Source organism: Bacillus sp. NEAU-CP5 (assembly GCF_026420705.1).
In the GTDB taxonomy this organism is placed as follows: Bacteria; Bacillota; Bacilli; order Bacillales; family Bacillaceae; genus Bacillus; species Bacillus velezensis.
This window is the reverse complement of record NZ_JAPMOV010000001.1, coordinates 458576-479953: the sequence shown is the minus strand read 5'-3', so window position 1 is coordinate 479953 and position 21378 is coordinate 458576. Positions and strand designations below refer to the sequence as shown.

21 protein-coding genes are annotated in these 21378 nt (G+C 46.3%); 18 read left to right on the top strand and 3 right to left on the bottom strand.

The window, feature by feature from the left end:
• The first annotated feature begins 53 nt into the window (after nucleotides 1-53).
• The 3 genes from OTK50_RS01875 to coaD all read left to right on the top strand — a co-directional run bounded on the left by OTK50_RS01875 (nucleotide 54) and on the right by coaD (nucleotide 1666).
• Nucleotides 54-326, top strand: a complete 273-nt coding sequence (locus OTK50_RS01875) for a YlbG family protein (RefSeq protein WP_014417705.1) — start codon at nucleotides 54-56, stop codon at nucleotides 324-326.
• Between the two features lie 298 nt (nucleotides 327-624).
• Nucleotides 625-1179 (top strand): 16S rRNA (guanine(966)-N(2))-methyltransferase RsmD, encoded by a 555-nt coding sequence (rsmD, locus tag OTK50_RS01870; protein WP_007409693.1) that lies wholly within the window; start codon nucleotides 625-627, stop codon nucleotides 1177-1179.
• Between the two features lie 4 nt (nucleotides 1180-1183).
• Complete coding sequence (coaD, locus tag OTK50_RS01865) at nucleotides 1184-1666, top strand: pantetheine-phosphate adenylyltransferase (protein ID WP_014417707.1); 483 nt, start codon at nucleotides 1184-1186, stop codon at nucleotides 1664-1666.
• 18 nt (nucleotides 1667-1684) lie between these two features.
• On the opposite strand, the gene ylbJ is transcribed toward coaD, so the two are convergent.
• Nucleotides 1685-2911: a sporulation integral membrane protein YlbJ gene (ylbJ, locus tag OTK50_RS01860; protein ID WP_038457916.1), complete on the bottom strand. Its 1227-nt coding sequence runs from the start codon at nucleotides 2909-2911 to the stop codon at nucleotides 1685-1687.
• A 179-nt stretch (nucleotides 2912-3090) separates the two neighbouring features.
• Here ylbJ and OTK50_RS01855 point away from each other — a divergent pair, with 179 nt between their 5' ends.
• Nucleotides 3091-3870 (top strand): patatin family protein, encoded by a 780-nt coding sequence (locus tag OTK50_RS01855; protein WP_014304961.1) that lies wholly within the window; start codon nucleotides 3091-3093, stop codon nucleotides 3868-3870.
• Nucleotides 3871-3875: 5 nt separating this feature from the next.
• Entirely contained in the window at nucleotides 3876-4898 is a 1023-nt protein-coding gene (locus OTK50_RS01850; protein ID WP_007611255.1) for a SepM family pheromone-processing serine protease, read from the top strand.
• Between the two features lie 18 nt (nucleotides 4899-4916).
• Here the strand turns inward: OTK50_RS01850 and OTK50_RS01845 are convergent, their stop codons facing one another.
• Nucleotides 4917-6164 carry a nucleotidyltransferase gene (locus tag OTK50_RS01845; RefSeq protein WP_224224238.1) on the bottom strand — a complete coding sequence of 416 codons (1248 nt, stop codon included), beginning with the start codon at nucleotides 6162-6164 and terminating at the stop codon, nucleotides 4917-4919.
• 208 nt (nucleotides 6165-6372) lie between these two features.
• Between OTK50_RS01845 and OTK50_RS01840 the strand changes: the two genes are divergently transcribed.
• The 3 genes from OTK50_RS01840 to gerR all read left to right on the top strand — a co-directional run bounded on the left by OTK50_RS01840 (nucleotide 6373) and on the right by gerR (nucleotide 7826).
• Nucleotides 6373-6891 carry a YceD family protein gene (locus OTK50_RS01840; protein ID WP_007611260.1) on the top strand — a complete coding sequence of 173 codons (519 nt, stop codon included), beginning with the start codon at nucleotides 6373-6375 and terminating at the stop codon, nucleotides 6889-6891.
• Between the two features lie 21 nt (nucleotides 6892-6912).
• Nucleotides 6913-7092 (top strand): 50S ribosomal protein L32, encoded by a 180-nt coding sequence (gene rpmF, locus OTK50_RS01835; protein ID WP_003154457.1) that lies wholly within the window; start codon nucleotides 6913-6915, stop codon nucleotides 7090-7092.
• Between the two features lie 158 nt (nucleotides 7093-7250).
• The gene (gerR, locus tag OTK50_RS01830; RefSeq protein WP_003154450.1) at nucleotides 7251-7826 is read left to right on the top strand and encodes a sporulation-specific transcriptional regulator GerR; all 576 of its coding nucleotides are present in this window, start codon (nucleotides 7251-7253) and stop codon (nucleotides 7824-7826) included.
• Nucleotides 7827-7865: 39 nt separating this feature from the next.
• On the opposite strand, the gene OTK50_RS01825 is transcribed toward gerR, so the two are convergent.
• Nucleotides 7866-8348, bottom strand: a complete 483-nt coding sequence (locus OTK50_RS01825) for an N-acetyltransferase (RefSeq protein WP_044801389.1) — start codon at nucleotides 8346-8348, stop codon at nucleotides 7866-7868.
• A gap of 162 nt (nucleotides 8349-8510) precedes the next feature.
• Here OTK50_RS01825 and OTK50_RS01820 point away from each other — a divergent pair, with 162 nt between their 5' ends.
• From OTK50_RS01820 to murD, 10 genes are all read left to right on the top strand, one after another.
• On the top strand, nucleotides 8511-9392 hold the full coding sequence (locus OTK50_RS01820; RefSeq protein WP_224181672.1) for a 2-dehydropantoate 2-reductase: 882 nt from the start codon (nucleotides 8511-8513) through the stop codon (nucleotides 9390-9392).
• Nucleotides 9393-9478: 86 nt separating this feature from the next.
• Nucleotides 9479-11098, top strand: a complete 1620-nt coding sequence (gene bshC / locus OTK50_RS01815; RefSeq protein ID WP_224224239.1) for a bacillithiol biosynthesis cysteine-adding enzyme BshC — start codon at nucleotides 9479-9481, stop codon at nucleotides 11096-11098.
• Between the two features lie 125 nt (nucleotides 11099-11223).
• Entirely contained in the window at nucleotides 11224-11655 is a 432-nt protein-coding gene (gene mraZ, locus OTK50_RS01810; protein WP_007409703.1) for a division/cell wall cluster transcriptional repressor MraZ, read from the top strand.
• Nucleotides 11656-11724: 69 nt separating this feature from the next.
• Nucleotides 11725-12660 carry a 16S rRNA (cytosine(1402)-N(4))-methyltransferase RsmH gene (rsmH, locus tag OTK50_RS01805; protein WP_007409704.1) on the top strand — a complete coding sequence of 312 codons (936 nt, stop codon included), beginning with the start codon at nucleotides 11725-11727 and terminating at the stop codon, nucleotides 12658-12660.
• A gap of 39 nt (nucleotides 12661-12699) precedes the next feature.
• The gene (gene ftsL / locus OTK50_RS01800; protein WP_003154442.1) at nucleotides 12700-13053 is read left to right on the top strand and encodes a cell division protein FtsL; all 354 of its coding nucleotides are present in this window, start codon (nucleotides 12700-12702) and stop codon (nucleotides 13051-13053) included.
• Nucleotides 13054-13059: 6 nt separating this feature from the next.
• Nucleotides 13060-15204 carry a penicillin-binding protein 2B gene (gene pbpB, locus OTK50_RS01795; protein ID WP_224224240.1) on the top strand — a complete coding sequence of 715 codons (2145 nt, stop codon included), beginning with the start codon at nucleotides 13060-13062 and terminating at the stop codon, nucleotides 15202-15204.
• 113 nt (nucleotides 15205-15317) lie between these two features.
• Nucleotides 15318-17237 carry a stage V sporulation protein D gene (locus tag OTK50_RS01790; protein WP_003154438.1) on the top strand — a complete coding sequence of 640 codons (1920 nt, stop codon included), beginning with the start codon at nucleotides 15318-15320 and terminating at the stop codon, nucleotides 17235-17237.
• 195 nt (nucleotides 17238-17432) lie between these two features.
• Nucleotides 17433-18905, top strand: a complete 1473-nt coding sequence (locus tag OTK50_RS01785) for a UDP-N-acetylmuramoyl-L-alanyl-D-glutamate--2,6-diaminopimelate ligase (protein ID WP_130571019.1) — start codon at nucleotides 17433-17435, stop codon at nucleotides 18903-18905.
• A 107-nt stretch (nucleotides 18906-19012) separates the two neighbouring features.
• Nucleotides 19013-19987: a phospho-N-acetylmuramoyl-pentapeptide-transferase gene (mraY, locus tag OTK50_RS01780; RefSeq protein ID WP_007409707.1), complete on the top strand. Its 975-nt coding sequence runs from the start codon at nucleotides 19013-19015 to the stop codon at nucleotides 19985-19987.
• Nucleotides 19988-21343 (top strand): UDP-N-acetylmuramoyl-L-alanine--D-glutamate ligase, encoded by a 1356-nt coding sequence (gene murD, locus OTK50_RS01775; protein ID WP_025649484.1) that lies wholly within the window; start codon nucleotides 19988-19990, stop codon nucleotides 21341-21343.
• Nucleotides 21344-21378 lie beyond the last annotated feature (35 nt).

The window sequence follows — 21378 nt, the reverse complement described above, 5'->3', positions numbered from 1 at the left end:
CGGCCGTCTCGTCTTTTACATAAAATGAACAGAAAGTCAGGCGGGTGATCATGATGGAAAATAAGCGCCAAGGCATAATCGTATATCTGCATTCCTTAAAACACAGCAAAATGCTGAGAAAATTCGGCAACGTTCATTATGTTTCAAAGCGGCTGAAATACGTTGTGCTGTATTGCGATATGGACCTAATCGAAAAAACAATGGAAAAGATTTCTTCTTATTCTTATGTGAAGAAGGTAGAGCCTTCTTATAAACCTTTTTTAAAGCTGGAATTTGAATCAAAGCTTGATAAAGCGAAAGAGTACGATTATAAAATCGGCATATAAAAAAATCCCCGCAGATACCTGCGGGGTCCTTCTATTCCTTAACAAGTTAAGGAGAAGGAAAAGGGAGAGGAGAAACCGGAGGAAGAACTTATGGGGAAACGTAAGTCTTCTCCGCGGTTGGCAACAACATCATTCATTGATGCTGTTACACGTAGTCTTGACAGGAATGTGAATATGTATACACGATTTCACGTTCATTGTTTGAAAGAATGCTTTATGATAAGATAGGGATTGTTTTTATACATAACGGCTCAGCCGATGAGAAACATCAAAGTTTTCAGAAAAAGTGGTGTGAATAATGAGAGTAATTTCCGGTTCAAGAAAAGGACGAGCCTTAAAGGCTGTGCCGGGCACATCAACAAGGCCGACGACGGATAAAGTAAAAGAGTCTATTTTTAATATGATCGGCCCTTATTTTGACGGAGGAACGGGGCTGGATTTGTTTGCGGGGAGCGGCGGTCTCGGGATTGAAGCGCTGTCGCGCGGATTTGACCGCTGTATCTTTGTGGATCGTGATTTCAAAGCCATCCAAACGGTAAAAGCGAATATCAAAGCGCTTGATCTGCTGTCTTCAGCGGAAGTATACCGCAATGATGCAGAGCGGGCCCTCTATGCCGCGGCGAAACGGGAAAAAGGTTTTGACGGAATTTTCTTAGATCCTCCGTATAAGGAACAAAAGCTGAAAGCGCTTATCGAAATGATTGATGAGCAGAACATGCTGAATGAAGACGGTTTTGTCGTAGCCGAGCATGATAAAGCCGTTGCGCTTCCTGAAGCCGTCGGCGCGCTTTCTGTAACAAGAAGGGAAATTTACGGGCTTACAGGAGTGACGATATACCGAAATAGGGGGTAATGATGTGGCAAGTATAGCTGTATGTCCCGGAAGTTTTGATCCCGTTACCTACGGACATCTGGACATTATCAGACGGGGGGCAAACGTGTTTGAGCAGGTGTACGTATGCGTGCTCAATAATTCTTCTAAGCAGCCGCTGTTTACAGTTGAGGAACGATGTGAGCTGTTAAGAGAAGTGACAAAAGACATTCCGAATGTTACGGTCGAGACGTCACAGGGACTGTTAATCGACTATGCGAAAAAAAAGCGGGCGAAGGCGATTATCAGGGGGCTCAGAGCCGTTTCTGACTTCGAATATGAGATGCAGGGGACTTCCGTCAACCGCGTGCTCGACGAATCAATAGAAACTTTTTTTATGATGACGAACAATCAGTACTCTTTTTTAAGTTCAAGCATCGTAAAAGAAGTCGCAAAATATAACGGGCCTGTTTCAGAGTTTGTTCCTCCGGAAGTTGAACAGGCGCTGAAGCAGAAATTTAAAGGATGAGAAGCGCTGATTGGCGTCTCATCCTTTTTTTGTCCGTACTGACAGCCTGTAACAATAAATCAATGCGTATACGGCGAGAGCTGTCAGCGTGATGGCGGGACCGGTTTCAACAAGCGTATTCCAACCGCTGACGGCAGCAGATCCCGCTTCCTGATCGCGGAAAGGGAGGAATACGGACTGGTAAGGTTCGTCCAACGCAAGGTAAAGCGGCTTCCACAGTAAGAGAATAAAGAGTGCGGCATAAATGCCCTGAAGGATACGCGCCGCGAAAAACGGTTTAAAGCGGATATCTGTTTCCGATAAAATGCCGGCTACCTGGGCCTGTACGGAAAGGCCGCTGAACCCGAGAATAAAACTCACAATCATGGCTTTCGGCAGCAAAGCGGCATCAGCTTCACTGACCAGCTTGCTCCCAAGTGTAATTTCAAACATCCCGCTGATAAGAGGGATGTCCAGATTTGCCGGAAGATGAAAAAGCGAAAGCAGCGCATTTGTAAATACAGAAAGCACATCCATGACTTGTACGATTGATAATAACCGGCTGAAAACCGAAAACAATATAATAAAACCGCCCACCATCAGCAAGGTTTGTACAGAAGAGGTGACGGCGTCGCCCAAAATTTTTCCGAGCGGCCGCTTTTCCGAAAGCCGCGCCTTGTGGAGGGCCAGAAATGCTTCCTTCAGAGAAGGAAGAGCGATCGTCTTTTTACCGGTATACGCCGCTTCTTCTTTCCGTCCGTATGAACGCATCGTCAGGCCGACAGCGATGTTTCCGAGATAGTGAGCCGATGCCAGCAGAATGCCGAGAGACGCGTTATGAAAAAAGCCGACCGCCACAGCAGCGAATATAAATAACGGATTGGATGAATTGGTAAAAGAGACGAGGCGTTCAGCCTCTACTCTGGAGATTTGTTTATCCTGGCGCAGCCGTGCAGTCAGCTTCGCGCCGGCCGGATTGCCTGAAGCCATGCCCATAGCCAGTACAAATCCGCCGACCCCCGGCACTCTGAAAATGGGACGCATAAAGGGTTCGAGTAAAAGGCCGACAAACTTGACAATGCCGAATCCGATTAAAAGCTCAGATAGAATAAAAAACGGAAGCAATGAAGGAAAAACTACCTCCCACCACATGGAAAGACCGGTTTTGGAGGCTTCGAATGAGGCCTGAGGGTGTGAAATAACCGTCGCCGTCAAAAAAATGAAAAACAATGAAATCAAAAATGTATGAAACTTAGACAAATTCATTCTTACCTCCCCGATGCTAAAATTGCACACTGACATTTATATCATGATAAAATATAGAACAGACCTTAAAGGCGGCCCGGCAAGTACCTATTTGTCATCCTGTACTAATATACGAGCATAGGGGTTCAATTTAGACCATAGAATTCATGTATAGGATGTCTATTAGGGGGTTCGTCGCGTTGGCCAAACCTACAATCGGGTTAGCGTTAGGTTCGGGAGGGGCAAGAGGCATCGCTCATCTCGGAGTGTTATCCAGTTTACATAAGCATCAGATTCCAATTGATATGATTGCCGGCAGCAGCATGGGAGCATTAGTCGGAAGCTTTTATGCGGCCGGGCATGACGTGGCCACGATGAAAAAAGTCGCCAAAGCATTTAAGCGGCGGCTGTACGCGGATTATACGATGCCGAGGCTCGGATTTTTAAAAGGGGACCGCATCAGGCAGCTCGTTCATGCCTATACGTACGGCAAGCCGATAGAAGAACTGCGGATCCCGCTCGGCATCGTGGCCTGCGACCTTCAGACCGGCGAAAAGCTTGTTTTTACGAAAGGTTCAGTATCCGAAGCCGTCCGCGCGAGCATCAGCATACCGGGCGTTTTCGTCCCGCAAAAAATGAACGGACGTATGTTAGTCGACGGCGCGGTGGTCGACAGAATCCCGGTTTCCGCCGTAAAAGATATGGGTGCTGATATCGTTATCGCCTCTGACGTATCCCGGGTGAAAAAAACGGAAAAGGCGGCACATATTTTTGATGTAATCATGCAAAGTATGGATATACTGCAAAATGAATTGGTCCGTCACCAGACCATTGCCGCAGACGTCATGATCCGCCCTTCTCTTGAATCATTCAGCTCAAGTTCTTTTGCCAACATTGATCATATGATCACAGCGGGCGAAGAAGCCGCAGACCGGATGATCGGCCGGATTAAACAAGAAATAGAGAACTGGGAGGGCTAACTCATATGAAAGCAAAACATTTTCGCTGGGTGTTTATCATCCTGATCTTATTAATCGCTGTTACATTTATTAAGCTTCCGTATTACATCACACAGCCGGGAGAAGCATCAGAGCTGAGACCGCTGATTAAGGTGGACGGAGGCTATCCTGAAAAAGGAAGCCTTTCCTTGATGACTGTCAAAGTAGGCCCCGCCAATCCGTATACATATCTTTGGGCGAAAGTGCATCCTTACGATGAAATCGTCTCTGATGAAAGCATAAAAGAAGAGGGCGAATCGGACTCGGATTATATGAAGCGCCAGCTGCAAATGATGAAAAGCTCCCAAGAAAACGCGGTCATTGCCGCATATCAAAAAGCCGGGAAACAGGTGAAATACTCATTTAACGGCATTTATGCCAGCTCAGTCGTCTCTGACATGCCGGCCAAAGGAAAAATAGAGGTCGGTGATAAAATCATCAGCGCGGACGGGAAAACATACGAATCCGCTGAAAAGCTGATTGATTATATCAGCAGCAAAAAAGCGGGGGAAAAAGTAACGTTTCACATTGAACGGGACACGAAAGAAAAGACCGTTGACATTGTGCTGAAATCATTCCCGGACGACCCGAAAAGAGCGGGAATCGGCGTCGCATTATATACGGACCGGAACGTGAAAGTGAAGCCGGATCTTCATTTCAGCATTGAAAACATCGGCGGGCCTTCTGCGGGTCTCATGATGTCTTTAGAAATTTACAACCAGCTGACAAAACCTGACGAAACAAAAGGCTATAATATAGCCGGAACGGGGACAATCGACGTGGACGGCAAAGTCGGACCGATCGGCGGAATCGATCAGAAAGTCGTCGCCGCAGACAAAGCGGGAAAAGATATTTTCTTTGCGCCGAATCAAAACGGAGCTGAAAATTCTGATTACAAAAATGCGGTAAAAACGGCGAAAGCAATCAAGTCCGATATGAAGATCGTCCCTGTTGACACCATGCAGGACGCACTTGACTATTTGGATCAGCTGAAAGTAAAAAGCACCTGATACAGACAGGTGCTTTTTTTACGCATTCAAAAAACGCTTTTCGTCTTCATCATAGCGGATCGGCGCTTGTGAAAATTCCTGTTTCTCAAACAATGTGCGTTCAGGTTCGTTTATCGGCAGGCTGTAAACCCGTCCCGCCAGTATGTCCAGATCCAGAGCGGGATGAGAGAAAGAAGAGAGCTTGCTGACGAGAGGTGCGGTAAGCTCTTTTTTCTTTGCTGACAGGTACGCCTGTCCTTTTTTCGTCATTCCGAGAAGACGGATATAAGGAGCGCTTGAAGGCTGTAAGAGCCGATGCATGTCTTCCTTTTTCGTCCGTGTCAGAATGTGCGTATTCATCCGCTGCAGCCTCGTCCACGTGTATCGTTTTGTTTTCAATCGTTCCATCATTTCGCGATAGGATCGGGCTTGTCTGATGGTGCGCAGAATTCTGTGCTCAAGGCCTTCTTCCACTTCATAGATTCGGCTCAATTCTTCAGCGGAAAGAGTGCTGAGGCTGTATTTTACATATGAAAAATAGTCTTCCGTGCTGTGCCATATGCCGGATGAATTTCTGTATGCCTCCAGCTCACGCGCAGACGCTTCCGGGAGAAAGCTCCTTGCGGCCGCCGTTCCTTTTTCTATCAGCGCTTTCCGGATGCTTGTTGCGCTGGCTATCCGGCTGTTATCTCCGGGAAGCTCGGCGTCATGATACTGGGAAGCGATTCTGGCTGTCGTATAAGGCTGCATAGCGGAACCGGAGGTGTGTATCGCTCTAACGTAGTGAAAACCGAGAATATTGTTCGGCTTGGACAAATCGAGCATGTCCCGCCCTTTGAATATGTGTGAAAAAGCTTTTGAGGCGGCGGCCGGATAGCTGAGACCCTTTTTCAGCTCCTCTTTCAGAATCAGGCTGCAGTCATCTTCCTTTCGGCTGAACGCTTCAGACGCTTCAATAAAGGCCTCGATCCGCCCGTTTTCGCTGCCGAAAAACAAGCTGCTGCATCCTAAATGATGAAGAAGCGAAACGCTGCCGCGCGCGAATAATTCCGCTTTTTGTACGGCATATATATAAGGGAGCTCAATGACGATATCCACGCCGTTTTCCAGCGCCATTTTTGTCCGGGCCCACTTTGAGACGGCGGCCGGTTCCCCGCGCTGCAAAAAAGGGCCGCTCATCACCGCCGCCGCGACGCTGCTGTCCGTTTTGATTTTTGCTTGTTCCGCATGATAGCGGTGTCCGTTATGAAAGGGATTATATTCAACAACCAGGCCGACTGCTTTCATATTTGTCCCGCCTTTCTTGCTATGTTTTGCTTCGTGTGGTACATTTGCAAATGAAGTGCATATTTTAGTCCGTTTCGTTTAGTGTATGCATAGCCTATCCGGCTGTCAACGATTGCATGACGGCGGCATTATGCTGTAAAGAAAAAATATTGACAAAAACATTCTGAAAAGCTATAATCATGTTTGTTGCTTTCCTGAGGTGATACAAATGAAATGGACGATTTATCAGCTTCATCAAATGGCGAAAAAGAGTTTTGAATTTGATGAAACAGTTGAGTTAAATGAGCTGACAAAATTGAATTCTGACATCCGCCGCATTTCTCCCGTCCGGGTGAAGGGCCGCGCGGAGATTGAATCCAAGCAAGTTTCGTTTGACTTTACGATTTCAGGCGAAATGGTTTTGCCGTGCTCAAGAACTTTAGTTGATGTGCCGTATCCATTTACAATCGCGACAAAAGAACTGTTTAGATTTCATAAGTCGGATGATATAGAAGATGAGGACGTTCATATTGCTGAAGACGATATCGTCGACTTAACTCCGATCATAAAAGAAGAGATTCTTTTAGAAATTCCTATGCAAGTCTTTTGTGAAACTGAACAAAAAGAAGGAGCCGCTCCCCAAGTGGGGAAGGATTGGCAAGTGATTTCTGAGGAAGACAAGAAAAATCAAATCGACCCCAGACTTGCGGATCTGAAAAAGCTCTTAACACAAGATGATGAATCTTAACTCTTTAAGGAGGTGGGAATAATGGCTGTACCTTTTAGAAGAACTTCTAAAATGAAAAAAAGATTGCGCCGTACACATTTCAAACTAAATGTACCTGGTATGACAGAATGCCCGTCATGCGGAGAGATGAAATTGTCTCACCGTGTATGTAAAGCATGCGGATCATACAACGGCAAAGACATAAATGTTAAAAGCAATTAATGTATGAAGAAAAGCGCGGGAATCTCGGTTCCTGCGCTTTTCTTTTTTTTTGCCCCTCCGGTCTGCTTCCGCCGAAAAAATTGTGAGCGCCAGTAGTCTATCTAATCTATCAGCGGCATATGTATGAGGTAAATGAGCAAATATGGAGGGAGATACGATTGACGATAACGAGACAAGACGCGTGGACGCAAGATGAAGATTTGCTGCTGGCCGAAGTGGTGCTCAGGCATATTCGGGAAGGCGGTACCCAGCTTTCCGCTTTTGAAGAAGTCGGCAGAGCGCTGACGAGAACGGCTGCCGCCTGCGGGTTCAGATGGAATTCTTATGTCAGAAAACAATATCAGTCAGGGATAGAACTGGCGAAAAAACAGCGGAAGGAATTAAGAAAGCAGATCGGGGTGCATTCCGCCAATCTGCCGGGAACCGTCAAACAGCCTCCGATCCGCAGGGCGGAAGGAGAAAAAGAGCTGTCCATTGATGATGTCATTTTGTTTCTGCAGCAATTTAAAGAGTCGCCGGCCGCAGCGGATGTGCGTCATGAAAAAGAAAAACTCACAGAACAGCTGACCGCGCTGCAAAAAGAAGTCGAAGATCTGCGTGAGGAAAATGAAAGCTTGAGAAACAAGCTGGAGATGACGGAAGAAGATTATAAAGCGCTAATTGACATTATGGACAGAGCGAGAAGAATGGTCAATTCAAAAGAAGACGACAGAAAATCGGCGCAGAGCCTGTAAAATGAACCGGCCTGGGGGCGGCGCCCGGCCGGTTTTTTATTATGCTGTTTCTCCGGCTGTCATTTCACCGTCCATATCGGGATGCCAGATATAAGGATTTTCTCCTTTATCACGCGCCATATCATATTTAACGGGCTCAAAATTCATCTTATCCCAGAAATCTGCTGATTTCATGCGTGAATTTGTCCTGATCGGCATTCTGAAGGATTTTGCAAAATCAACAAGCGCTTTTCCGTATCCGTTGTTTTGATAGCCCGGAAGAACCTCAAGCTTCCAAAGTTCCAAAAAGTCCTGACGCTGATCAAAATACGGATTCGCGCCTCCGTTTACCTGATATAAACTCATTCTCGCCACTAGTTTATCCCCGAAGTAAATCCCGTAAAAAGGCGAGGTGCTGTCATTTTCAATGATATTATCCTGAAGATCTTCAAGCATCGACAGCTCCTGCATCCCGTATTCCTTAAACCTTTTAAATTCTTCGAGTGTCTTAAAGTTGATGAGCAGTCGCTCTATTTTCAACACAAACTCCCCCTTTGTTGTGTCCTACCATTATTGTAAACGATTTAATTGAAAATTCCAACTATAATATGCTTGCCAGTCTTTTTGCTCAAAACGAAATTGAAGTAATTTGCGGCGGCTTCTGCTATGATAATATGGAAAAATGCAGATATAGGGTGTGACAGTGTGAAAATCGGAATCATCGGCGGCGGAGCGGTAGGCCTTTTATGTGCTTACTACTTATCGTCCCGCCATCAGGTAACGGTCATTACGCGGCGAACGGAGCAGGCTGATGCGATTAACTCAGGCGGTATACGGCTTTTGAAAGACGGAATAGAATGTACGGCGGCATGCAGAGCGCAAACAGGCATCACTTCCGGATTCGACCTCTTAATCGCAGCCGTTAAACAGCACCAGCTAAGTGCTGTGTTGCGGGATCTTGAGACGATAAAAGGGACGAATGTGCTGTTTTTGCAAAACGGCATGGGACACATACACGACATTAAAGATTGGCATACGGATCATTCGCTTTATGCCGGCACTGTTGAGCACGGAGCAAAAAAGATTTCAGATCATGCCGTTGAACATACGGGAGCGGGAGCCGTAAGGTGGAGTGTATTCAGCGCTTCCCGGCCGGAAACGCTCAAAAGCATCTTTTCCGGCATGCACCGGGATTTTCCCGTATATGATGAAAACGACTGGTATCGGCTATTAACGGGAAAACTGATCATAAATGTATGCATTAACCCGTTAACTGCATTGCTGCGCGTGAAAAACGGAGAGCTGGTAACAAATGACGCTTACAAAAAATATATGAGAAACGTGTTTGAAGAAGCGGAGACAATACTTGGCCTCGCCGATAGAGAAAAAGCGTGGAACAAGGTTTGCGAAGTGTGCAGACTGACGGAAAAAAATCATTCTTCCATGTTCGTCGATATCATGGCAGGCAGGCGGACAGAGGCCGATGCGATTATCGGCTACCTTGTAAAAGAAGCGGAAAGCCGCGGATTGCCGGCCGTTCATCTCACGTTTTTACACCGCAGCATAAAAGCGTTAGAAAGAAACTGAAACAAAGTCTTTTGAGGTTTTCCGGTAACATGCTATACTCATTTCGGAAACCTAACTATTTATTGGAGAAAGGAAGTTCCAGACAGATGCAGCTAACTGAACTTTCCATCAAAAGTCAAAATATGTTTGTGCAGCACTATATAGATGGAGAAAACATGTCTTCATTTTTTGATTATGATATTCATTCAGAGGACGTATGGCAAAAGCGGCTTCATGACTTGTCTTCGCGGCCGTTTGCCAGAGAGGAATTAGCGGATTATTTATCCTCCTATCACGAAAAATTTCACTCCGCCGCCATGCAGGCCTCCATCGAAAAACTGAGAGATCCAAAAAGCGCAGCAGTTGTAGGCGGCCAGCAGGCCGGTCTTTTAACGGGGCCTCTTTACACCATACATAAAATTATCTCCATTATCGTACTTGCCAGACAGCAGGAAGAGGCGTTACAGATTCCTGTTGTTCCGATTTTCTGGGTGGCGGGTGAAGATCACGATCTGGAAGAAATCAATTTTGTGCATACGTCAGCAGAGAATAAAGGTCCGGTGAAACAGAAACTGCCGCAGTCGTACTGGAAAAAAACATCGGCGGCTAAAACCGAGCTTGATCAGGAAAAATGCGCGGCTTGGATTGATGAAGTGTTCGCTGCTTTTGAGGAAACGGATCACACAAACACACTCCTTCAAAACGTGAAGCGATGTTTACGCTCATCAGAGACATTCACGGACTTTTTTGAGCTGTTGATCGCCGACTTGTTTCAAGAAGAAGGCCTTATTCTGATGAATTCGGGAGATCCGGGGATTAAAAAGCTGGAAACGAGTATGTTTCAGCAGATTTTAAAACACAATCATGAGCTTGCCAAAGCCGTGTCAGACCAGCAGAGTCTTATGCGGGAAGCCGGTTATCACCCGATTATTGAAACGGACAAAGATCAGGCCAATCTGTTTTACGAACACGAGGGAGAGCGTTTCTTAATTGAAAAAGAAAACGGCGTTTTTGTCATTAAGGAGCTTGACCTGAAGTGGACGAACGACGAGCTTCATACTCATATGGAAGAAAAACCGGAATGTTTCAGCAATAACGTTGTGACAAGGCCGCTTATGCAGGAGTTTCTCATTCCGACTCTGGCGTTTATCGCGGGGCCGGGGGAAATCAATTATTGGGGTGAGCTGAAGCAGGCTTTCTCATTAATGGGCTTTCGCATGACGCCGGTAGTGCCGAGACTGAACATTACGATTCTTGAGCGCCATATTGAAAAGAAGCTTTCAGAACGGAATATCCCGCTTCAGGAAGCGATTGAACACGGCACCGGACACCTGAAAGACACTTATTTTGAAGAGCAGATTCCGGAAGAGTTTTCTTCTGTAATGGAACAGGCGAAGTCGCAGATTGAAGCTGTCCATAAACGCGCAAGGGACGAAGCGCTGAAGGTCGATTCAAGCCTTGAGCCGCTCTTACAGAAGAATGCCGCCTTCATTCAAGATCAGCTCTTTTTTTTAGAACGGACGGTAACGAAAAGAATTGAAGAAAAAGAAGGCTTTGTGCTGCGTGACTATGAAAGAATCCAAAACAGCATCAGACCGCTCGGCGCTCCGCAGGAACGGATTTGGAATGTGATGTATTATCTGAACCGCTACGGTCCAAAATTCTTCACAACCTTCAAACATCTGCCATTTTCTTTTCAAAACCAACATCAGATTGTCAAACTTTGAAATAAAGTTTTAAAGAACCCTGAATAGTTCAGGGTTTTTTTTTATGTGTAAACAGTGTAAAATGAGGTTGTGGAGAGAAGTGGCGGATAGTGGTGAGTTTAGGGGAGAAAGTGGGGGTCCTTATCATGTTTATGGGTGAATACCGGCATACTGTTGATGCAAAGGGCCGCATGATCGTACCCGCAAAATTCAGAGAAGGCCTCGGTGAGCAGTTCGTGCTGACCAGAGGACTGGACCAATGCCTTTTCGGCTATCCGATGAATGAATGGAAGCTGATTGAAGAAAAGCTGAAGGCTCTGCCGCTCACCAAAAAAGACGCCCGCGCATTTACCCGATTCTTTTTTTCCGGTGCGACCGAATGCGAACTGGACAAGCAGGGAAGGGTTAATATTGCGTCATCTCTTCTGAATTACGCAAAACTGGAAAAAGAATGTGTTGTCATCGGGGTTTCCAATCGAATTGAATTGTGGAGTAAGGTAATATGGGAACAATACACAGAAGAGCAAGAAGATTCATTCGCTGAAATTGCTGAAAACATGATTGGATTTGATATATAATGGATCTTCGTGCATCACAACAACAACTGACAATTCAATTCATTCCTTATAAAGGTGGGACCGACACAAATGTTTCAGCATAAGACAGTACTTCTTCGTGAAACCGTCGACGGTTTAAATATCAAACCGGACGGAACCTATGTGGACTGCACCCTTGGCGGCGCCGGGCACAGTACATATTTATTGCAGCAATTATCGGAAAAAGGACGCTTGATCGCCTTTGACCAAGATGACACAGCACTTGAAAACGCAAAGAAAACATTGTCCGAATACAAAGGACAGCTTATTCTGGTGAAAAGCAACTTTCGTTATTTAAAAGAGTGTTTACATGAACACGGCATTACGAGTGTCGACGGAATTTTATTTGATTTAGGAGTATCCTCTCCGCAGCTTGATACACCGGAACGGGGATTCAGCTATCATCATGACGCACCGCTGGACATGAGGATGGACCAGTCGGCCGCCCTTACGGCGAAAGAAGTCGTAAATGAATGGCGGTATGAGGACCTTGTGAGGATTTTCTTTAAATACGGAGAAGAAAAATTCAGCAAGCAGATCGCCCGAAAAATTGAAGAGGCTAGAGAAAAATCGCCTATTCAAACAACCGGCCAACTGGTCGATCTAATAAAGGACGCGATACCGGCTCCGGCGAGAAGAAGCGGAGGTCATCCGGCCAAACGTGTTTTCCAAGCCATTCGAATCGCCGTAAACGACGAGCTTCAAGTATTTGAAGAGGCCCTCTTGCAAGCGATAGAGGTGCTGAAGCCGGGCGGAAGGGTGTCTGTGATCACTTTTCACTCGCTGGAAGACAGAATGTGCAAGACGACATTCAAGGAAAAATCATCACTTCCCGAACTGCCTCCGGGTCTTCCCGTGATACCGGAAGAATTTGAACCGGAATTAAAACTGATTACGAGAAAGCCCATTACGGCATCAAAAGAGGAGCTTGAAGAAAATAACCGCGCCCGGTCAGCGAAGCTCCGCATTGCGGAGAAACGAAAATAACGGGCAGCAAATGACAACATTAAAGGAGGTCATCAGCCTATGAGCAACTTAGCTTACCAGCAGGAAAAACAACAACGGCCAGTGATAAGTCCCGAAAAAAAGGTGATTGTCAAAAAGAGGGCTTCCATTACACTCGGGGAAAAGGTGCTGCTCGTCCTGTTTGCCATTGCCGTTCTCTCCACATCAATGTTTATCGTATCAAAGGCATACGCGGCGTACCAATCCAATATTGAGGTGCAAAAACTGGAGGAGAAAGTATCTGAGAAGAATAAGCAGATCGGTGATCTCGAAAAGACGGCTGCTGACTTAAGCCAGCCGCAGCGCCTGATGGATATCGCCAAAAAGCACGGTTTGAATCTGAAAGATAAAAAAGTGAAAAACATACAGGAATGATAACCCATGCCGAAAAAAAATAAGTTTATGAACAGAGGAGCAGCGATACTCAGTATTTGTTTCGCTCTCTTTTTCTTTGTCATTCTTGGGAGAATGGCGTACATTCAATTAACCGGTAAAGCAAACGGTGTAGAACTTGCAACAAAAGCGACCGAGCAGCACGAAAAAAAGCGGACGATAGAAGCGAGCCGCGGCTCTATTCTTGACCGGAACGGCAAAGTGCTTGCAGAGGACACGGCGACATATAAGCTCATTGCCGTGCTTGATAAAAAGATGACGAGTGATCCGAAGCATCCTCAGCATGTCAAAGACAAAGAGAAAACGGCGGAAAAACTGGCGACCGTTATCAATCTTGATAAAAGCAAGATTCTGGACATCTTAAACAGGGATGGCGCGAAGCAGGTGGAATTCGGTTCAGCCGGCCGCGATATCTCTTATGCGAAAAAACAAAAGATCGAAAAAATGAATCTTCCGGGTATCTCTTTCTTAAGAGATACGAAGCGCTACTATCCGAACGGCATATTTTTGTCAAATGTTCTCGGCTATGCCGATGTGAATGAAAAAACAAACGAGATACAAGGCTCTTTAGGGCTTGAAAAAATACTGAATAACTATCTGACGGAACGCGACGGATCCGTCACTTACGAAAGTGATAAATCCGGCTGGAAACTTCCGAACAGCAACGAAAAAATCACCGCACCTAAAAACGGTGACAATGTATATTTAACCATTGATCAGAAAATTCAAACCTTTTTAGAAGACAGCATGACGAAAGTAGCGGAAAAATATAAACCGAAAAAAATTATGGCGGCTGTCGTAGAACCGAAAACAGGCAAAGTGCTTGCGATGGGGCAGCGTCCGAGTTTTGACCCGAACATCAGAAACGTCACCAATTATTACAACGACTTAGTGTCGTACGCATATGAACCGGGATCGACGATGAAGATCTTTACGCTTGCCGCGGCGATTCAGGAAAATGTGTTTTCTGCAAACGAGAAATATAAATCAGGAACATATAAAGTGGGAGGCGGACCTGTTAAAGATTGGAACGATGGCGCCGGCTGGGGCATGACAAGCTTCCATGACGGCCTTATGAGGTCTTCAAATGTTGCTTTTGCCAAACTGGCCAACGAAAAACTGGGGTTTGACCGGTTTAATGAGTACCTGCACAAATTCGGGCTCTATCAAAAAACAGGGATTGATCTGCCCGGTGAAGTATCAAGTAAAATTAACTACAAATATGATTTTGACAAAGCGTCTACGGCTTACGGCCAAGCATCGGCGATAACGCCGATCCAGCAGCTTCAGGCCGTCACGGCGATTGCCAATAACGGCAAAATGATGAAACCTTACGTCATTGATCATATTGTCGACCCCGATACGAAAAAAGTCGTCAAGCAGACAAAACCAGAGCAAGTAGGCACGCCGATTTCAGCCGATACGGCGAAAAAAGTCCGGAATCTGCTCGGAGAAGTCGTGACGTCAGACATCGGAACGGGAAAACCTTATAAAATTGAAGGATTTGACGTCGCGGGTAAAACGGGAACCGCACAAATTGCCGGGACGGGCGGATATTTAAGAGGAACGAGCAACTATGTGTTTTCATTCATGGGCATGGCGCCGAAAAATGATCCTAAGCTCGTCATCTATGTAGCCGTGCAGCAGCCGCAATTAAAAGCGGGGCAAAGCAGCTCTGATCCTGTCGCGGAAATCTTTAACCCGACGATGAAAAACAGCCTCCACTACATGAATATCGAACCGACGGAAAAAACAGATTCCGGTCAGGAAGAAACGAAAAGCCAAAAGATGCCTGACCTGACAGATAAGACGGTCAAGAGCGCTGAGAAGGAAGCGAAAAATGAACATCTCACACCGATTGTCATCGGCAGTGATGTTGCCGTAAAAGAGCAGTATCCGACAGCCGGAGAAGATGTGATCACCAATCAGAAAATCTTCTTAAAAACAGACGGAAAGATGACGATGCCGGATATGTCCGGATGGTCGAGACGGGAAGTGCTTCAATTCAGCAAAGTATCAGGCATTCACATTGATGTGAGCGGTGAAGGTTACGCTTCAAGCCAAAGTGTGAAAAAAGGCAAAGAACTGAAAGAAAATACCGTGATCAAGGTGAAATTTAAAAATCCTGATTAACGGGACAGAGAAGTCCGCCGATGCCCGCGGGCTTCTTTTTTATGCGCCGCCGTTCTATGTGTCCAAGCTGAGGCATAAATTGAAACAAGCCTAAATAAGGAGTGGACGGTCCCTTGCGCGTTTCAAATGTAACGGTTCGAAAACGTTTATTACTGGTTTTGCTTTTTGGCGTAATCATTTTTTTGATCATTGACAGCAGATTAGGCTATGTCCAATTTGTGATGGGAGAAAAGCTGACTTCACTGGCTAAGGATTCCTGGAGCCGAAATTTGCCGTTTGAGCCTGAGCGGGGAGAGATCCTTGACCGAAACGGCGTGAAGCTGGCTACTAATAAAAGCGCGCCGACCGTCTTTGTCGTACCGCGCCAGATCCAAAATCCCATAAAAACGGGCAAGCTTCTCGCGTCAGTTTTAAATATGTCGGAAGAGAAGGTCTACAAACACATTACTAAGAAAACCTCCATAGAAAAAATCTCACCCGAGGGGCGGAAAATTTCCAATAAAAAAGCGAAAGAAATCAAAGCGCTCGACTTAAAAGGGGTTTATGTGGCTGAAGACAGCATCCGTCATTATCCGTACGGAAGCTTTTTGTCCCATGTTCTCGGTTTTGCCGGTATTGATAACCAGGGCCTTCTCGGATTGGAGGCTTATTATGATGATGACTTAAAAGGTGTCAAGGGATCTGTGAAATTTTATACGGATGCCAAGGGGAAGAAAATGCCTGATGAAGCGGATGATTACACCCCTCCGAAAGACGGACTTGATATGAAATTGACGATTGACGCCAAGGTTCAGACGATTATAGAAAGGGAGCTCGACAATGCAGCGGCGAAATATAACCCGGACGGAATGATTGCGGTCGCAATGAATCCGAAAAACGGGGAAGTGCTCGGCATGTCAAGCCGTCCTGATTTTGATCCGGCTGACTATCAATCGGTGGATCCGTCCGTTTACAACCGGAACCTGCCGGTATGGAGCACATATGAACCGGGTTCGACCTTTAAGATTATTACGCTTGCGGCGGCTCTCCAAGAGCAAAAAGTAAACTTGCAAAGAGACCACTTTTATGACAAAGGATTTGCCGAGGTTGACGGCGCCCGCCTCCGATGCTGGAAAAAGGGGGGCCACGGTTCGCAGTCTTATCTTGAAGTCGTTCAAAATTCCTGCAACCCCGGGTTTGTACAGCTCGGGGAACGGCTCGGAAAACAAAAGCTGTTTCAATATATTAAGGACTTCGGCTTTGGAAAGAAAACAGGCATTGATCTGCAAGGGGAAGGAACGGGGATCTTATTCCCGCTTGACAGAGTCGGCCCGGTCGAACAGGCGACAACCGCTTTCGGACAAGGGGTTTCCGTCACGCCGATTCAGCAGGTGGCAGCCGTTTCCGCAGCAATAAACGGCGGAACGCTTTATACTCCGTTTATCGCCAAAGAGTGGGTTGATCCCGTTACGAAAAAAACTGTTAAGAAACAATCACCGATTGCGAAAAGGCAAGTTATTTCCCAGGAAACGTCAAAGCAGATCAGATATGCTTTAGAAAGCGTCGTCGCTCAGGGAACGGGGCGGAACGCCTTTGTGGAAGGGTATCGCGTCGGCGGAAAAACAGGTACCGCACAAAAGGTCAAAGACGGCAAATATCTCGAAAACAACCATATCGTCTCCTTTATCGGTTTTGCGCCGGCTGATGACCCGAGCCTTGTCGTGTATGTCGCGGTTGATAATCCGAAAGGCACGATTCAATTCGGGGGAACCGTCGCCGCGCCGATTGTCGGAAATATGATGAGAGACAGTCTGCCTGAGCTCGGCGTGAAACCGCGAAAAAATCAAATCGAGAAAAAATATCAATGGAACGACACAAAAACAATAGAGGTTCCGAATGTTGTAGGGATGTCTGTCTCTGATCTTGAGTCGCTGCTTGTCAATTTGAATATTGACTCCTCAGGAAAAGGAAGCAAAATTGTGAAACAATCACCTGCAGCCGGAACGAAAGTAAAAGAAGGCTCAAAGATCCGTGTTTACTTGAGTGAAGAATGAGTCTTTTTGAGGCAGCCGATTGTTTTCGGCTGCCTCTTATCATAAAGAGAAAAAAAGAAGATAACTTTTAAGATTAACTGGATGTATCCTTTTATTTACGCTAAAATATGAACTGTATGTTTAAAAGCCATTCTGACTTTTATAAACGGTTATCATGATAAAAGAATGAATAGAATTTCTGAGAGGTTTGATACAATGAAACTTACAAAGCTGCTTACATATTTAATGGCCGAACCTGTTCAAAATGACTTTCATGACCCTGACATAACTTCAATTGAGATGGACTCCAGGGAAGTGAGAAAAGGGAGTCTTTTTGTGTGTATAAAAGGGTATACGGTAGACGGACATGATTTCGCCCAAAAAGCCGCAGAAAACGGCGCGGCGGCCATCGTTGCCGAGAAAGAGCTTGACGTCGATGTTCCTGTCATTATCGTCCGCCGGTCACAGCGGGCGCTCAGCGTTCTTTCTGACGCGTTTTACGGGCAGCCGACAAAGCAGCTTCAGCTTATCGGCATCACCGGCACAAACGGCAAAACATCAACGACGCACATGGTTGATGAGATTTTCAAAAAAGCGGGAAGACAGACCGGTTTAATCGGAACGATGTACATTAAAATCGGGGATGAGACATTCCCGGTCAAAAATACAACGCCCGAAAGCGTCACACTGCAAAAAACGTTCAAGAAAATGAATGATGAGCATGTTGACACAGCTATTATGGAAGTGTCTTCTCACGCTCTGTCACTCGGCAGGGTTCACGGCTGCGATTATGATATCGCCGTATTCACGAACCTGACGCAGGACCATTTAGACTATCACAAGACGATGGAAGACTACAGACAGGCTAAAAGCCTCCTGTTTTCCCAGCTGGGCGGCTCCTTTAACCATGAAAAGCCGAAGCGGGCCGTTTTAAACGCAGATGACAAAGCCAGTGCTTATTTTGAAAAAGTGACGGCGGCGCACATCCTTACATACGGAATCGAGAAAGATGCCGATGTCATGGCGAAACAAATCGAGATCTCTGCGCAAGGCACAAGCTTTGAACTTGTTACGCCAAAAGGAACAAAGCAGATCACAGTTTCACTCGTCGGCCGCTTCAACGTGTATAACGTACTGGCTGCAGCGGCGACAGCGATCGCAGCGGGACTGCCGTTTGATACGATCACAAGCGCTCTTGAAGAGCTGCAAGGTGTCAGAGGCCGGTTTGAACTGGTGAATCACAATCAGCCGTTTCCTGTGGTCGTCGATTACGCACACACGCCTGACAGTCTGGAAAACGTTCTGAATACATGCAAAGACATGACAGAGGGCAAGCTTTTCGTCGTCGTCGGATGCGGCGGAGACCGGGACAAAACGAAACGCCCGAAAATGGCGGAAATTGCGGTGCGGATTGCCGACGAACCGATTTTCACTTCAGATAACCCGAGAAGCGAGGACCCGCTGGCCATATTAAGAGATATGGAAAGAGGGGTAGAAGGCACCTACTATCACAGTATCGCAAACCGCGAGCAGGCTATCTTTTTTGCCATTGCCAACGCGAAAAAGGGAGATGTGGTTCTGATTGCCGGGAAAGGGCATGAAACCTATCAGCAGATCGGCAATGAAACATTCGACTTTGATGACGCCGAAGTAGCGGGAAGAGCTATTGTTGAGCTGAATAAAAAGTAAAACAGGAAAGAGTGTTAGAATGAGGGAAATGAATAGAATTACGGGGACACAATGTGAATATGATAAATACGTATGTCGTTTGAACGAAACGGGAGGAGAAAAGAGCAATGCTTGAGCAAGTGATTTTATTTACAATAATAATGGGATTTTTAATCAGTGTTCTGATATCTCCGATTCTTATCCCGTTTTTAAGACGTTTAAAATTCGGCCAAAGTATCAGGGAAGAGGGGCCGAAATCACATATGAAAAAATCAGGGACGCCGACGATGGGCGGGGTCATGATTATTGTATCCATCGCCATTACGGCGATTGTCATGACGCAGAAATTTTCGCATCTGAGCGCGGAAATGTTTCTTCTGCTGTTTGTCACGATCGGATACGGCCTGCTCGGCTTTCTGGATGACTATATTAAAGTAGTAATGAAACGGAATCTCGGATTGACGTCGAAGCAGAAATTGATCGGCCAGATCATTATTGCCATTGTATTTTACGGAGTATATCATTATTGCCATTTTTCAACCGGCATCAGGGTGCCGGGCACACATCTGTCAATCGATCTCGGCTGGGGATACTTTATCCTTGTTCTCTTTATGCTTGTCGGAGGTTCAAATGCCGTCAACCTGACAGACGGTCTGGACGGTCTCTTGTCCGGTACCGCGGCTATCGCATTCGGCGCTTTCGCCATCCTTGCGTGGAACCAGTCACAATATGACGTTGCGATTTTCTCGGTTGCCGTTGTCGGCGCCGTTCTCGGTTTTCTTGTATTCAACGCCCATCCCGCCAAGGTATTTATGGGGGATACCGGTTCGCTTGCGCTCGGAGGAGCGATCGTGACCGTTGCCATTTTGACGAAGCTTGAAATTCTGCTCGTCATTATCGGCGGAGTATTTGTTATTGAGACCTTATCTGTTATCTTACAAGTCATCAGCTTTAAAACGACAGGAAAACGAATCTTTAAGATGAGTCCGCTTCACCACCATTACGAATTGGTCGGATGGTCTGAATGGAGAGTTGTCGTCACATTCTGGACTGCGGGACTGCTGCTTGCCGTTTTAGGAATTTACATCGAGGTGTGGTTATAAGTGGAAAACGAACTTTTTTTGCAAAAACAAAACTTTCTGGTCCTCGGACTGGCGAAAAGCGGATATGCGGCTGCGTCGATTCTTCATGAAAAAGGCGTTAACGTCGTCGTGAATGATCAAAAAGCCTTTGAAGAGAACGAACCTGCCCAAAGGCTTGCAGAAAGAGGAATTGAAGTCATCTGCGGTGAGCATCCGACGTCACTTTTTGATCAGCATCACATTACCATTCTGATCAAAAATCCCGGAATCCCGTATGAAAATATCATGGTGGAGGAAGCGCAAAGAAGAGGCATCCCGGTCTGGACGGAAATCGAGCTTGCGTATTATATCACCAATGCAAAATTCATCGGCATTACAGGTTCAAACGGGAAAACAACAACGACGACCCTGATTTATGAAATGCTGAAAGCTGACTCGATAAAGGCGCTGATCGCAGGGAATATCGGCACTGTCGCCAGTGAAGTGGCTTATCATGCTGACGGTGATGAATGGATCGTCACAGAGCTTTCTTCGTTCCAGCTTATGGGGACTCATGCGTTCAGACCTGAAATCGGCCTGATTTTAAATGTGTTCGACGCTCATTTGGATTACCATCACAGCCGTGAAAACTATGAAAAAGCCAAGCAGAACGTGTATCTTCATCAGCTTGAGAGTGATACGGCCATCGTGAATCAAAGCGATGAAACAGTCGTGCGGCTTGCCGAAAGCGGAAAAGCCGGCACCGTTCCGTTTTCAGTTCACCAGGAACTGTCAAGCGGCGCATTCATTAAAGACGGAATGCTGATGTTCGGCGATGAAGCGATTCTGCCTGTTGATGACATCGTACTGCCGGGCGCGCACAATTTAGAAAATATTTTAGCCGCTGTAGCCGCGGCAAAAACGGCGGGCGCGTCTAATAAAGCGATTCAGAAGGTGCTGACAAGCTTTACCGGTGTCAAACACCGTCTGCAGTATGTAACAGCGATCCAGAATCGTAAATTTTATAATGACAGCAAAGCGACGAATATTTTGGCCACAAGCAAAGCGCTCTCCGCGTTCAAAGCTCCGGTTATTCTGCTTGCAGGCGGACTGGACCGCGGCAACGGTTTTGACGACCTGAAACCGTATATGGACAATGTCAAAGCGGTCCTGACGTTCGGACAGACAGCGCCGAAGATAGAAAAACTGGGCAATGAGCTGGGAATACAACATGTCAAACGTGTCGATAATGTTGAACAAGCAGTATCTGCGGCGTTTGCGCTCTCAAATGAAGGAGACGTCATCCTCTTGTCACCCGCGTGTGCAAGCTGGGATCAGTTCAAAACATTTGAAGAACGCGGTGACATGTTTATAGATGCCGTGCATATGCTTAAGTAAGGGCTTGTCTCTGTTCATCGGCAGCCCTAAATGAC

Coding starts and splice junctions, on each gene's coding strand:
- OTK50_RS01875 (WP_014417705.1), top strand. CDS start 54: ATGGAAAATAAGCGCCAAGGCATAATCGTATATCTGCATTCCTTAAAA.
- rsmD (WP_007409693.1), top strand. CDS start 625: ATGAGAGTAATTTCCGGTTCAAGAAAAGGACGAGCCTTAAAGGCTGTG.
- ylbJ (WP_038457916.1), bottom strand. CDS start 2,911: ATGAATTTGTCTAAGTTTCATACATTTTTGATTTCATTGTTTTTCATT.
- OTK50_RS01850 (WP_007611255.1), top strand. CDS start 3,876: ATGAAAGCAAAACATTTTCGCTGGGTGTTTATCATCCTGATCTTATTA.
- OTK50_RS01845 (WP_224224238.1), bottom strand. CDS start 6,164: ATGAAAGCAGTCGGCCTGGTTGTTGAATATAATCCCTTTCATAACGGA.
- OTK50_RS01840 (WP_007611260.1), top strand. CDS start 6,373: ATGAAATGGACGATTTATCAGCTTCATCAAATGGCGAAAAAGAGTTTT.
- rpmF (WP_003154457.1), top strand. CDS start 6,913: ATGGCTGTACCTTTTAGAAGAACTTCTAAAATGAAAAAAAGATTGCGC.
- bshC (WP_224224239.1), top strand. CDS start 9,479: ATGCAGCTAACTGAACTTTCCATCAAAAGTCAAAATATGTTTGTGCAG.
- mraZ (WP_007409703.1), top strand. CDS start 11,224: ATGTTTATGGGTGAATACCGGCATACTGTTGATGCAAAGGGCCGCATG.
- rsmH (WP_007409704.1), top strand. CDS start 11,725: ATGTTTCAGCATAAGACAGTACTTCTTCGTGAAACCGTCGACGGTTTA.
- ftsL (WP_003154442.1), top strand. CDS start 12,700: ATGAGCAACTTAGCTTACCAGCAGGAAAAACAACAACGGCCAGTGATA.
- pbpB (WP_224224240.1), top strand. CDS start 13,060: ATGCCGAAAAAAAATAAGTTTATGAACAGAGGAGCAGCGATACTCAGT.
- OTK50_RS01785 (WP_130571019.1), top strand. CDS start 17,433: ATGAAACTTACAAAGCTGCTTACATATTTAATGGCCGAACCTGTTCAA.
- mraY (WP_007409707.1), top strand. CDS start 19,013: ATGCTTGAGCAAGTGATTTTATTTACAATAATAATGGGATTTTTAATC.